The organism is Rhodococcus yananensis, from assembly GCF_020515525.1.
GTDB classification, from domain to species: Bacteria; Actinomycetota; Actinomycetes; order Mycobacteriales; family Mycobacteriaceae; genus Rhodococcus; species Rhodococcus yananensis.
In genome coordinates this window covers 1-12,723 of sequence record NZ_JAIYEP010000095.1, presented here as the reverse complement: position 1 = coordinate 12,723, position 12,723 = coordinate 1, and the positions used below count along the sequence as shown (strand labels likewise).

11 protein-coding genes and 1 tRNA gene are annotated in these 12,723 nt (G+C 67.7%); 9 read left to right on the top strand and 3 right to left on the bottom strand.

Annotated elements, in window-relative coordinates; genetic code table 11:
* Positions 1-187 precede the first annotated feature (187 nt).
* The 6 genes from LDQ05_RS17450 (at position 188) to LDQ05_RS17425 (ending at position 6,904) form a co-directional block, all read left to right on the top strand.
* Complete coding sequence (locus tag LDQ05_RS17450; protein WP_226438217.1) at positions 188-760, top strand: TetR/AcrR family transcriptional regulator; 573 nt, start codon at positions 188-190, stop codon at positions 758-760.
* A gap of 368 nt (positions 761-1,128) precedes the next feature.
* Positions 1,129-1,977: an SGNH/GDSL hydrolase family protein gene (locus tag LDQ05_RS17445; protein WP_226438216.1), complete on the top strand. Its 849-nt coding sequence runs from the start codon at positions 1,129-1,131 to the stop codon at positions 1,975-1,977.
* Between the two features lie 182 nt (positions 1,978-2,159).
* Complete coding sequence (rox, locus tag LDQ05_RS17440; RefSeq protein ID WP_226438215.1) at positions 2,160-3,578, top strand: rifampin monooxygenase; 1,419 nt, start codon at positions 2,160-2,162, stop codon at positions 3,576-3,578.
* The gene (helR, locus tag LDQ05_RS17435) at positions 3,575-5,809 is read left to right on the top strand and encodes an RNA polymerase recycling motor ATPase HelR (protein ID WP_226438214.1); all 2,235 of its coding nucleotides are present in this window, start codon (positions 3,575-3,577) and stop codon (positions 5,807-5,809) included. The genes rox and helR overlap by 4 nt, the downstream gene beginning before the upstream one ends.
* A 4-nt stretch (positions 5,810-5,813) precedes the next feature.
* The gene (locus LDQ05_RS17430) at positions 5,814-6,287 is read left to right on the top strand and encodes a DUF309 domain-containing protein (protein ID WP_226438213.1); all 474 of its coding nucleotides are present in this window, start codon (positions 5,814-5,816) and stop codon (positions 6,285-6,287) included.
* Positions 6,287-6,904, top strand: a complete 618-nt coding sequence (locus LDQ05_RS17425; RefSeq protein WP_226438212.1) for an LON peptidase substrate-binding domain-containing protein — start codon at positions 6,287-6,289, stop codon at positions 6,902-6,904. The genes LDQ05_RS17430 and LDQ05_RS17425 overlap by 1 nt, the downstream gene beginning before the upstream one ends.
* 190 nt (positions 6,905-7,094) lie before the next feature.
* On the opposite strand, the gene LDQ05_RS17420 is transcribed toward LDQ05_RS17425, so the two are convergent.
* From LDQ05_RS17420 to LDQ05_RS17410, 3 genes are read right to left on the bottom strand one after another with little or no spacing between them, the layout of a single operon-like run.
* Positions 7,095-7,718 carry a LutC/YkgG family protein gene (locus tag LDQ05_RS17420; RefSeq protein ID WP_226438211.1) on the bottom strand — a complete coding sequence of 208 codons (624 nt, stop codon included), beginning with the start codon at positions 7,716-7,718 and terminating at the stop codon, positions 7,095-7,097.
* Positions 7,715-9,220 (bottom strand): LutB/LldF family L-lactate oxidation iron-sulfur protein, encoded by a 1,506-nt coding sequence (locus LDQ05_RS17415; RefSeq protein WP_226438210.1) that lies wholly within the window; start codon positions 9,218-9,220, stop codon positions 7,715-7,717. Before LDQ05_RS17415 ends, LDQ05_RS17420 begins: the two co-directional genes overlap by 4 nt.
* Entirely contained in the window at positions 9,217-9,966 is a 750-nt protein-coding gene (locus tag LDQ05_RS17410) for a (Fe-S)-binding protein (RefSeq protein ID WP_226438209.1), read from the bottom strand. Before LDQ05_RS17410 ends, LDQ05_RS17415 begins: the two co-directional genes overlap by 4 nt.
* A gap of 202 nt (positions 9,967-10,168) precedes the next feature.
* On the opposite strand from LDQ05_RS17410, the gene LDQ05_RS17405 reads away from it, so the two are divergent.
* From LDQ05_RS17405 to LDQ05_RS17395, 3 genes are all read left to right on the top strand, one after another.
* Positions 10,169-11,836 carry an L-lactate permease gene (locus tag LDQ05_RS17405; protein WP_226438208.1) on the top strand — a complete coding sequence of 556 codons (1,668 nt, stop codon included), beginning with the start codon at positions 10,169-10,171 and terminating at the stop codon, positions 11,834-11,836.
* Between the two features lie 28 nt (positions 11,837-11,864).
* Complete coding sequence (locus LDQ05_RS17400; protein ID WP_226438207.1) at positions 11,865-12,605, top strand: FadR/GntR family transcriptional regulator; 741 nt, start codon at positions 11,865-11,867, stop codon at positions 12,603-12,605.
* A gap of 9 nt (positions 12,606-12,614) precedes the next feature.
* A tRNA-Met gene (locus LDQ05_RS17395) sits at positions 12,615-12,691 on the top strand.
* Positions 12,692-12,723: the final 32 nt, after the last annotated feature.

The window sequence follows — 12,723 nt, the reverse complement described above, 5'->3', positions numbered from 1 at the left end:
CACTCGGACTGCACCCGGCCACCAACAGCGCCGACAGCCCGACCACCGCGTACCCCCACCCAGCCATGCGATCCCCCCGAGTCGATCATGAACGGGCGCGACCATAGCACACTGATCGACGCGACTCAGCCATCGATCCCGGCGGGCGTTCCTGTAACGTGGCCAGGGCTCCGAGCCTGAAGGATGGATGAAGTTGCCTCGTCGAACGGAACCCGTCGATCGTCGGATACGCCGGACACGGGCGGCGTTGTTCACGGCAGCGGTGCGCGTGGTGGGAGAACGCGGCACGACCGAGGTATCGGTCACCGAATTGGCCGAGGCCGCGGATGCCAGTCGGCGTGTTCTCTACCAGCACTTCGGAGATCGCGATTCCCTACTGGTTGCCGCGACCGTCGATCTGATTGCACAGAACGACTTTTCGGAACTGATTCAGGATCCGGCAGAGCCGGACTCTGCTGTTGCGCTCGCTCGCCGTTTCGCCGACAACCGGAGTTTCTTCCGGGCCGTTCTCACAGGTTCGTGCGCCTACGCCGTTACTCGCACCGTGGCCGAATTGGTCCGCCCCCATAGCGTCGCGTCCGCCCGCCGGCGGTTCGCAGACATCGACGACCGACTCGCGGGCGACATAGCCGACTACTTCACCGGCGGCACGATCATGGCCCTGACCCGTTGGCTGTGCGAAGGGCCGGACCCCTTGGATCCGAAGTCTTTCGTCGCAAGCCTCGTGCGTGTTCAGGATGCGATCTCCCACCCGGCGTGAGTTCGATTCGCAACAGACCGAACCGATCTCGACCGTACTCCTGTTCGATGCATGTCGATTTCACTCTGCTGTAGGCGAACCCGACGTCCGTTGAATTCACCTCGGACATACGGGCGACCCGCGACACCCCTCACCACCATCATGAAGTAACACTCGTGCATTTGCGCACACTCGTGCATTATCGCTGCATGTGCAGCACTCGTCCCCGGACCGACCACCGGGTACCGACGGCCGACCGCACCGGCTGATCGGATACCCACGGCCGACCGACCAACCCGGTGATCAACCGCCCCGGCGCTCCACGGGAATCCCGGCTCGTCATCGCTTCCGTGTCCTGCACCCGACCGTTCACCCTCGAAGGAGTACCCATGAGAACTGCGACTCGTACGGCCTGCGCAATCGCCGCGCTGACGGCGCTCCTCCACCCGACCGTCGCAACTGCTGCGCCCATCGACGACACGGCGGACGCGGAGTACGTGTCGCTGGGTGACTCGTACGCTGCTGCCGGCTCCTTCCTCACGTTGTCCGACCCACTTCCCCGCAGGGCGACGACGTGTGTGAACTCCTCCGACGACATCGGACATCTCGTGGCCGAGCAGATGGGGGTGTCCTTCGAGGACGCAGCATGCAACGGTGCTTCGACCGTCGACATCATCTCGGGCAGCACTCTGGGATTGCAGACCGACGCTCTCTCGGACGCAACGAAGTTCGTCTCCCTCTCGATCGGAGGGAACGACGACGACCTGTTCGGCGAACTCCAGGAAACGTGCTTCCTGTACGCCTTCACCTGCACCCAGGAGGCACGAGACGACATCGAACGCAAACTCGACGCCCTGGGACCCCGACTCGACGTCGCCTACGCAGCCGTCCGGTCCCACGCACCGAATGCCCAGGTGGTGGTGGCCGGATATCCGCGAATCTTCCCCGATGACGCCGACGGCTGCTTCATGGACGTCGTCGCGACACAAGAGGGAGTGGACTACCTCAATCATGTCCAGGACAGACTCAACGGCGAAATCGCCGCTGCCGCAGAGCGTGCAGGATTCAGCATGGTTGCCCGATGGGGCGACGGCAGCAACTCGATCTGCGCACCGGACGGGCAGCGCCATGTTTCCCTCACCGGTGTGGGTCCGTCGGACAACGGAATTCCCCTCCACCTGACTCTGCTGGGCCGTCAGCGCCAGGCAGACCTGATAGTCCGGGAGTTCCGCCGCTGAACAAATCGGTCATCACCTCGTCGGGATGACAGGCCGTCTCCGCGATCCATCCACGATCGATGGGTTCCCTCCCACTCTCAATCTATAGCGCACCCCGGGGCTTGCCGCAAGGCCGGGGTGGGGGTGCAGAATCGCTGCTCCGGGCCGGGTGAGGTCCGGGAATCGAGTGGAACGGGGCAGCTGTGATCGACGTGATCGTCGTCGGCGCGGGACCGACAGGAGCGATGCTCGCGAGCGAACTGCAACTGCGCGGCGTGCAGACGCTGGTGCTGGAGAAGGAGAACGAACCCCCGAAAGAGGTGCGCGCACTGGGCCTTCACGTGCGCAGCATCGAAATCATGGATCAGCGCGGCATTCTCGACCGCTTCCTCGAGCTGGGAACCGTGCACGAACTCGCCGGCTTCTTCGCCGGCATGGCCAAACCGAAACCGGTGGGACTGGACACCGCCCACGACTATGTGCTCGGACTGCCCCAACCGCAGATCGACCGGCTGCTCACCGAACACGCCGTCGAGCTCGGCGCGCAGGTCCGTCGCGGCACCGAGGTCACCGGCCTGTCGCAGGACGACGACGGCGTCACCGTCGAACTCGCCGACCGGGCCCGCGTGCGGGCCCGGTTCGTCGTGGGCTGCGACGGCGGGCGCAGCACCGTCCGCAAGCTGCTGGGCGTCGGCTTCCCGGGCGAGGCCTCGACCGCGGACACCCTTCTCGGCGAGATGGAGGTGACAGCACCCGCAGAGGAGGTGCAGGCGGTCGTCGCGCGGGTTCGCGAAACACAGAAACGGTTCGGCCTCGGACCGCTCGGCGGCGGCGTGTACCGCGTCGTCGTACCCGCCGCCGACCTGCGGGACGGACGTGCGGCCCCGACGTTGGACGACTTCGCGACACAGCTGCGTGCCGTCGCCGGCACGGACTTCGGTGTGCATTCACCGAGGTGGCTGTCGCGCTTCGGCAACGCGACACGTCTGGCCGAGCACTACCGGGTGGGCCGGGTGCTCCTCGCCGGTGATGCCGCACACGTGCACCCACCGGCCGGGGGCCAAGGCCTCAACCTGGGTGTCCAGGACGCCTTCAACCTGGGCTGGAAGCTCGCGACCGCACTCTCCGGACGCGCACCCGACGGTCTGCTCGACAGTTACGAGACCGAACGTCGCCCGGTGGCCGCCGACGTACTCGACAACACCCGCGCGCAGATGGAACTGATGTCCACCGAACCCGGAGCGCAGGCGGTCCGCCGCCTGGTGTCGGACCTGATGGACCTGAACGCGGTGAACCGGTACCTGATCGAGAAGATCACCGCGATCTCGGTGCGCTACGACCTCGGCGACGGACACGAACTGCTCGGACGCAGGCTGCGCGACGTCCAACTGCCCGACGGACGGTTGTACGAATCGATGCGTGACGGTCGCGGGGTGTTGCTCGACGACACCGGCGACCTGTCCGTCGACGGGTGGGCGGACCGCGTCCGGCACGTCGTCCATCGCGGCGACGCACCGGCGATGTTGCTGCGTCCCGACGGGCACGTCGCATGGGTCGGGGACGACCCGGAATCACTGCCCGCCGCGCTCTCGATGTGGTTCGGCGAGAAAGGAACCGCGTGACCGACCACGACCCGACCACCAGCTACGACAACGAGTTGGAATCCGAACGGCGGTACGTGACGGCCCTGCACGCACGTGTCGACGCCGAGCGCGCCGACGCGCAGCGCCGGTACACCGCGGCGCTGCGCAACGATGCGGCGTCGCCGATGGAACGCGACGTCGAGGTGCGTGCGCTCGCACGACAGATCCGACGACTCGATGCCGCGGACGACAACCTGTGCTTCGGGCGTCTCGATTCCGACGACGGCGAACGCTCGTACGTCGGACGGATCGGCCTGTTCGACGAATCCGACGACCACACACCGCTGCTGATCGACTGGCGTGCACCCGCCGCACGCCCGTTCTACACCGCGACCGGCGCTCACCCCGAGGGTCTTCGCCGACGGCGTAGATTCCGCAGCCGCGGGCGCGTCGTCACCGGACTCACCGACGAACACCTCGGTGATCCCCGCCACGAGGACGTCGGGGGCGATGCCGAGTCCGCGCTTCTCGCCGCGGTGAATGCTCCACGCGGCGAAGGCATGCGCGACATCGTCGCGACCATCCAGGCCGAACAGGACGCGATCATCCGGCTCGACCACCCCGGTGTCCTCGTCGTCGAGGGCGGTCCCGGAACCGGGAAGACCGCGGTGGCGTTGCACCGAGTCGCGTACCTCCTGTACACGCAGCGGCAGCGGATGGAGCGGCACGGCGTGCTGGTCGTCGGACCGAATCCTGGTTTTCTGAACCATATTTCGCGGGTACTCCCGTCGCTCGGCGAATCGGATGTGGTGTTCACGACGATGGGAGGGTTGTTTCCGGGGCTGCACGTGACCGCGGAGGACGCACCCGGCGCCGCGACCCTCAAGGGAGCCCTGGAGATCCTCGACGTACTCGCCGCCGCCGTCGCCCACCGTCAGCGCCTACCCGAGCGGCCGATCACGATCGGATTGTCCGACACCACCGTGCGCCTGGACCCGGACATCGCCGAATGGGCACGCGACGAGGCCCGCGCGAGCGGTCGGCCACACAACGAGGCACGCGCGGTGTTCGAGGAGATCGTCACGTGGGCGCTCACCGAACGGGCGATCACGAAGATCGGGCATGGCTGGCTCGACCGCAACGATCATGTTGCGCGAGAACAACTCCGACGGGATCTCGTCGCCGAACTGGCCTCCCACGACACGTACGTTGCGGCAATCGAGGCATGCTGGCCGATTCTGACCCCGGAATCGTTGTTGGCGGAGCTCTACACGTCCCGGGAACTGCTCGCTGCGGCGGGTGCCGACGAAACCCTGTGGCGCACCGACGGTGCGGCGTGGACGGTCTCGGACGTACCGCTGCTCGACGAACTGGCCGACGTCCTGGGGTCGGCGCCATCCGACGGTGGCAGCACCGAACGTCGCAGCCGGGCCGACACCGAGTATGCGGCGGGCGTGCTCGATCTGCTGGTGGACCGCACCGATCACATGGACGACGAAGACCACCTCTTCGCCACCGACCTACTGTACGCGGAGGATCTCGCCGACCGGTTCGTCGCGCGCGACACCCGTGGCGTCGCGGAGCGCGCCGCCGCCGACCGGGAGTGGACGTACCGGCACGTGGTGGTCGACGAGGCGCAGGAACTGTCGGCGATGGACTGGCGGGTCCTGATGCGTCGGTGCCCCGACCGGTCGTTCACCGTCGTCGGTGATCTCGCGCAGCGCCGCTCACCCGCGGGCGCGACATCGTGGGCGACGATGCTCGACCCCCACGTGCGCGGCCGCTGGGTGTACCGCTCCCTGACCGTGAACTACCGGACACCGTCCGAGATCATGGCGGTCGCGGCGTCGGTGCTCACCGAGTTCGCACCCGGTGCCGCGGTGCCCGAGTCGGTGCGGTCGTGCGGGGTGACACCGTGGGCGAAGAAGGTGACCGACGAGGAACTGCCGCGCGCGGTGGACGAGTTCGTGCGCAGCGAATCGGAACGCCCGGGCACCGCCGTCGTCATCGGCCCACCCGACGTACCCGGAACTGTGCCGGTCGCGGCGACGAAAGGCCTCGAATTCGATTCGGTGCTGGTCGTCGACCCCGACCGCATCCTCGCGGACAGCCCACGCGGCGCCGCGGAACTGTATGTCGCGTTGACGCGGGCGACGCAGCGGCTGGGCATCCTGCACCGCGCTCCACTGTCGCGGTCGCGGTTGCGCGGCCCGATCCGTGTCGTGTCGATGTCGGGCACTGCTGCGGAACGGTCCGGTGGACTACCCTGAGTCCATGTCGGACCGTGACCGGACCCCGGACGGGAAACCGCAGAACGCCCGCCCGCGCGACGCGCTCGGGCGTCCCCTCCCCTACGGCGAGGAGGGCGTCGAGCGGGTTCCCGACGATCTCGAACTCGACCCCGACGAAGCGGTCACCGAGGGGCAGCGGCTACTCGACCACGGGTACCCGTTCCACGCGCACGAGGTGTTCGAATCGGTGTGGAAGACGGGCCCGCCGGAGGAACGCCCACTGTGGCAGGGGCTCGCGCAACTGTCCGTGGGGTTGACCCATCTGCTCCGCGGCAACCCCAAGGGTGCGTTGTCGCTGCTGCGACAGGGGCAGGCCCGCATCCGACACTTCGAGGACGTACCACCGCACGGACTCGACATCGACGGCCTGTCGGCGTGGGCCGATCACCTGATCACCGAAATAGAGAGCGGTGCACCGATTCCCGAACCCCCGACACCCCGCCTGAGGCTACCCTGATGCCGATCCTCCCGATGTTCCCGCTGGGCACGGCGCTGCTGCCCGGCGCCCACCTGCCGCTGCGCGTGTTCGAGCCGCGCTACCAGCAGCTGGTACGCGACTGCATGGCCGCACCCGACGGCCCCCGGTTCGGGGTCGTGCTCATCGCGCGCGGCCACGAAGTCGGCGGCGGCGACGAGCGCACCGACGTCGGAACGGTCGCGCGGATCGTCGTCGACACCGAACTCGGTCGCGGCATGCACACCCTCGAGTGCATCGCCGAGGAACGCATCCGGGTACTGCAGTGGCTCCCGGACGACCCGTATCCGCGGGCCGAGGTGGAATCGTGGCCGGACGAGACGTCGGGGAAGGTCGATCTGAGCTCACTGAACGTGCATCTGGGCCGGTTGTACGGGCTGTTGGATCGACTCACCGACGGCCGGGTCGCGCCGCTTCCACCCGACCTTCCGTCGGACCCGGGCGAGCGGCTGTTCGCCATCGCCCGGTACGTGCCCATGGGCGAAGCCGACCGTCAGGCACTGCTCGAGGCACCCGGCCCCACCGAACGCGTCGCGGTGCTGGTCGATGCGATCACCTCGGCCACCGACCTGGCCGAGTGGCAGCTGAAACACGGCTGAGGTTCCCTCCTCGTCCGTGCCCGAGCGGCGCAATCGGCGCGCGCGGTGCGAGCGGGCTGCCGCCCACGGCTGATCGGGCTGCCGCCCACGGCTGATCGGGCTGCCGCCCACGGCTGAGCGAATGTATCGTTCGCTCTATTGAATAGAGCGAACGATACATTCGCTCACACCGCCGGAGGCGGAACGGAATTCAGCCGACGATCACGACGTCCAGGGTCCGCGGGCCGTGCACACCCTCGACGCGTTCGAGTTCGATGTCGGAGGTGGCCGACGGACCGCTGATGAGGGTGGTGGGACGCTCCGGCACCAACCGTGCCATGGCCTCCGGCACCCCCACCTCGACGGTCGACAGCGGTACCACACACACGTGGAGGTCGGGCACGAGCGTCAGCGCGCGACGGCCCTGATCGGGGCTGCCGTCGAGGAAGATCGTGCCGGTCTCGGCACACGACACCGTCGACGACGTCACCACCCCGTCGAGGCCCTCGAGCTCCGGCGCGGGAACGTCGGAGCTGTCGACGACGACCTCGCCGCCGTACTTCGACAACCACGATGCGTCGAGGCCCGCGGGGACACCGACCCTGCGGGCGTCGCGGTCGGCAAGTACCTTCGCGAGGGTCGCCGGCAACTCCTCGGCGGTGCTGCGGTGCACGTTCGCCTTGTAGTCGACGAGCCGGTCGACGAACAACTCGATCAGCTCGGCGTCGGGCAGCGTCCGTCCCGTGCGATAGTTGCGGGGCACCGTCACCGTCGTGGACGGTGCGAGTTCACGGGCCGCCCTGATCCGGTCGAGGATCACGTCCTTCGCGGTCACGAGCGTCCACCTTCCGTGCGTGCCTGTTCGACGGCGCTCCGCCCCTCGTCGGAATTCCACCACTGGCGGAACGTCTGCGTCGGCGGAGCCGGGAAATCACGGGCGTCCGTCCAGCCACCGACCGACCCCGGCAGCCAGGTGATCTGGCCGCGTTTGTCGGCGAGGAGCCGAGCCAGACGCGCCCCCTTCTGCGCTACCGTCCACCTCTTCGACGACGACATCGCGATCGACGCGGCCTTCATCGCTGCGGCCTCGGGCCCGAACTTCGCGTGCTCGACCTTCTGGTGTCGCAGTTCGACGAGCAACGACGGGATGTCGATCCGCACCGGGCACGCATCGAAGCACGCACCGCACAGGCTGGACGCGAACGGCAGTGTGGCGTTGGGATCGTCGGGACGGTCCATGCCGGCGAGCTGCGGGGTGAGCACCGCACCGATCGGGCCGGGGTACGTCGATCCGTAGGCGTGACCACCCGCCCGTTCGTAGACGGGGCACACGTTCAGGCAGGCCGAACAACGGATGCAGCGCAGTGCCTCGCGGCCGATGTCGTCGGCGAGGGTGGCGGTGCGACCGTTGTCGAGGAGGATGAGGTGGAAGTTCTGCGGACCGTCGCCGGGGGTGACGCCCGTCCACATCGAGGTGTAGGGGTTCATGCGCTCACCGGTGGACGAGCGGGGCAGCAGCTGGAAGAACACCTCGAGGTCGCGGAAGGTGGGCAGTAGTTTCTCGATGCCCATCACCGTGATGAGGGTGTCCGGCAGCGTCAGGCACATGCGCCCGTTGCCCTCGGATTCGACGACCGACAGGGTCCCCGTGTCGGCGATACCGAAGTTGGCGCCCGACACCGCGACCGGAACCGTCATGAACTTGTGTCGCAGATACTTTCGGGACGCCTCCGCGAGATGTGCGGGATTGTCGTCGAGAGCGGGGTCGACGCCGTCCATTTCGCGCAGGAAGATGTCGCGGATCTCGGAGCGGTTGCGGTGGATCGCCGGTACCAGGATGTGCGACGGGGTGTCGTGACCGAGTTGGACGATCAGTTCGGCGAGATCCGTTTCGTGCGCGGTGATGCCGCGAGCCTCGAGGTACTCGTTGAGGCCCATCTCCTGGGTGGCCATGGATTTGACCTTGATGACCTCGTCGCTGCCGGTGTCCCGCACGAGCTTCTCGACCAGGGCATTGGCCTCGGTCGCGTCGGCCGCCCAGTGCACGACGCCGCCGCGCGCGGTGACGGCGTCCTCGAATTGTTCGAGCAGTTCGGGCAATCGGGACAGGACGTCGTTCTTGATCGCTTCGCCCGCGAGCCGCAGTTCTTCCCAGTCGGGGAGTTCTTCGGTGACGCGCAGTCGTTTCCCGCGGATCGTGTGGGTGGCCTTACCGATGTTGCGACGCAGTTGCGCGTTGGCGAGCTCGTGGCGCGCGGCCGACGGGAAGCTCTCGGTGCCGCGCAGGTTTCCGACACCGCGCGGCGGGACGGCGGGTGTTCCGAGCAGGGTGGTCATGCGGGCACCTTCTCCTGTACGGACGCGAGGATCTCGGCGAGGTGGACGGTGCGGACGCCCACTTCCAGGCGCGACATGCCGCCGCCGATGTGCATGAGGCACGACGAGTCGCCGGCGGTGCAGTATTCGGCGCCGGTCGAGGTGACGTTGTGGATCTTGTCCGCGAGCATCGCGGTGGACGTCTCGGCGTTCTTGATCGCGAACGTTCCCCCGAATCCGCAGCAGGAGTCGGCTTCCGGGAGTTCGACGAGATCGATGCCGCGGACCGCGCGGAGCAGTCGGAGCGGTTTGTCGCCGACACGCAGCATCCGCAGCGAGTGACAGGTCGGGTGGTAGGTGACCCGGTGGGGGTACCAGGCGCCGACGTCGGTGACGCCGAGGACGTCGACGAGCAGTTCGGACAGCTCGTACGTCTTGGCCTTGACGGTGTCGACGCGACCGCACAGTGCGGGGCTGCCGTAGCGGGAGGCGACGATCTCGTGCTGGTGGCGCACCGAGCCGACGCACGATCCGGACGGGGCGACGACGGCGTCGATCGAGGAGTCGCCGAAGGTGTCGGCGTAGTTCTCGACCAGCGGCAGGGCGTCGGGTTGATATCCGGTGTTGACGTGCATCTGGCCGCAGCACGTCTGCGACTGCGGGAAGACGACCTCGTGGCCGAGACGGGTGAGCAGGAGGGCTGTGGATTTGGCTGCGTTCGGGAACAACGTGTCCCCGAGACACGTCGCGAACAGGGCGATTCGCATGGGGATCTCCGCAATTCTTCGGTGTGGTCTGACCACACAGTAGACCATGGGTCAAGTGCTGCGTCACAGGATTACGAGAATTGACCGTTTCGAGGCGGGGTCTGGATTGTGATCCGTATCATGATGTACGGTCCTGTGGTCTGACCACACAGTCGGATCGCACAGCCTGCCGCCACCCGCGGCGTGATCTCAGGAGTCCCATGTGGAAAACGACCTGCTCGCGGTGACCTACACACCGTCGACCAGCGCAGTCGCCGACAGTCTCACCGCGTCGGCGCTGCTCGGCCTCGTACCGCTGCTGACCTTCTTCGTCCTGCTCGCCGGCTTCAAACTCAAGGCCTGGTACTCGGGCCTGGGCGCACTGGCCGTCGCACTCGTCGTGGCGGTCGTCGGATTCGGGATGCCCGCGCCGCTGGCCGGGCTGTCGGCCCTGCAAGGCATCGCCTTCGGCCTCTTCCCCGTGATGTGGATCGTCGTGGCGGCGATCTGGCTCTACGAACTGACCGTCGTCAGCGGACGTTTCGAGGACCTGCGCCACGTGTTCAACTCGATCGGCCGCGGCGACATGCGTGTGCAGGCGATGCTCATCGCGTTCTGCTTCGGCGGCATGCTCGAGGCGCTCGCCGGTTTCGGTGCACCCGTCGCCATCACCGGTGCCATGCTCATCGCGATCGGCATGCCACCGATCCGCGCCGCCGTCACGGTCCTCGTCGCGAACACCGCGCCGGTCGCCTTCGGCGCCATGGCGATTCCGATCACCACCGCCGGGAACCTCACCGGAATCCCGGCCACCGAGATCGCCGCGGTCGTCGGCCGTCAGACCCCCGTGCTGGCGCTGTTCGTGCCGATGCTGCTGCTGTTCCTCGTCGACGGCCGTCGCGGATTCCGTCAGGTGTGGCCGATCGCGCTGGTCACCGGCGTCGCCTTCGCGATCGCGCAGTTCTGGTGCTCGAGCCACTTCTCGTACGAGCTGACCGACGTCGTCGCCGCCCTCGTCGGCCTCGCCGCCGCCGTGATCATGCTGCGATTCTGGACGCCGAGCACCCCGGAGGACCAGCACTCGCACGTCAGCGCGGAACCGATCGGTGCCGCCCGCACCGCCATGGCACTGTTCCCGTACCTGCTGGTCATCGTCGTGTTCGGGATCGCCAAGCTGTGGACCCTCGGTGTCGACGTCCCGAAGTGGTTGGCGAGCACGGACATCAAGATCGAATGGCCGGGTCTGTACGGCAACCTCCTCGACGAGGACGGATCGGTGTCGTCCGGCGCGATCTACACGCTGCCGTGGCTGTCCACCCCGGGCACCCTGCTCCTGATCTCCGGTGCCATCGTCACGCTCGTCTACGCCATCTGGAACCACGGCGGTGTGTACGCGATGAGCGCGCGACTGGCGATCACCACGTTCGGGGTCACGGTGTGGAAGATGCGCCTGGCCATCGCGACCGTCGCGACGGTCCTCGGCCTGTCGTACGTGATGAACCAGTCCGGTCAGACCGTCGCCATCGGTACGTGGCTGGCCGGGACCGGGGCGATCTTCGCGCTGTTCTCGCCGGTCCTCGGCTGGCTCGGTACCGCCGTCACCGGATCGGACACCTCCGCCAACGCCCTGTTCGCCCGCCTGCAGCAGGCCGCGGGCGAGGCCGCCGGTATCGACCCGACACTGCTCGTCGCGGCCAACACCTCCGGTGGTGTCGTCGGCAAGCTGATCAGTCCGCAGAACCTCACGATCGCGGCGACCGCCGTCGACCGGCCCGGCAGCGAACCCGAACTGCTCCGCAAGGTCGTCGGATACAGCGTCGGCATGCTCGCGGTCCTCTGCGTGCTGGTGTACCTGCAGTCCACCCCGGTGCTGTCGTGGATGCTGCCCTGACCAGGCAACTCGCATAGGCTGTGCAGTCATGCCGTCAGCGTCGGAACCCCGCGCGTGGGAACACGTGCTCAGCCACCTCGAGCAGATGCTGGTTTCGGGGGAACTGTCCCCCGGCCAGCGTCTGCCCGGCGAGCGTGTGCTCGCCGCCGATCTCGGGGTCGGTCGGTCGTCGGTGCGGGAGGCCCTGCGCGTCATGGAGGCGTTGGGGTTGCTGACGTCGAAGACGGGTTCGGGGCCGACGTCGGGCGCGATGATCGTGTCGCGCCCGACGGGCGGCATGGCGATGCTCATGCGCATGCAGGTGGCGGCGCAGGGTTTTCCGGTCGCCGACATCGTCCAGACACGTCTCGTGCTCGAGACGGAGGTGCTGCACACCCTGGCGCTGCACTCCCCCACCCCGGACCTGTCGAACGCCGAGGAACTCCTCGACGCGATGGACGAACCCACCCTGGCGGCCACGGAGTTCCTACTCCTCGATTCCCAGTTCCACATCGCGTTGGCCGACGCCGCCGGCAACCAGGTGATCGCCGCGATGATGGTGGGGTTGCGCGACTCCATCGAGGGATACGTTCTGGCCGGCGCACCCCTGACCGCGTGGCCCACGACGTGTGGGCGGCTCAGGCACGAACACCGCGGTCTCGTCGAGGCCGTGCGGGCCGGCGACCCCGATCTCGCACGCAAACGGATCGTCGATCACATCCGCGGCTACTACGCGGAGAGCCTCGGAACGGACCCCCGCAACGGACCCATCGGGGGTCGTGTACAGTAGGTGACGCAACGCGGGGTGGAGCAGCTCGGTAGCTCGCTGGGCTCATAACCCAGAGGTCGCAGGTTCAAATCCTGTCCCCGCTACCAACACGTCGGGCCCGGTTCTTCGGAACCGGGCC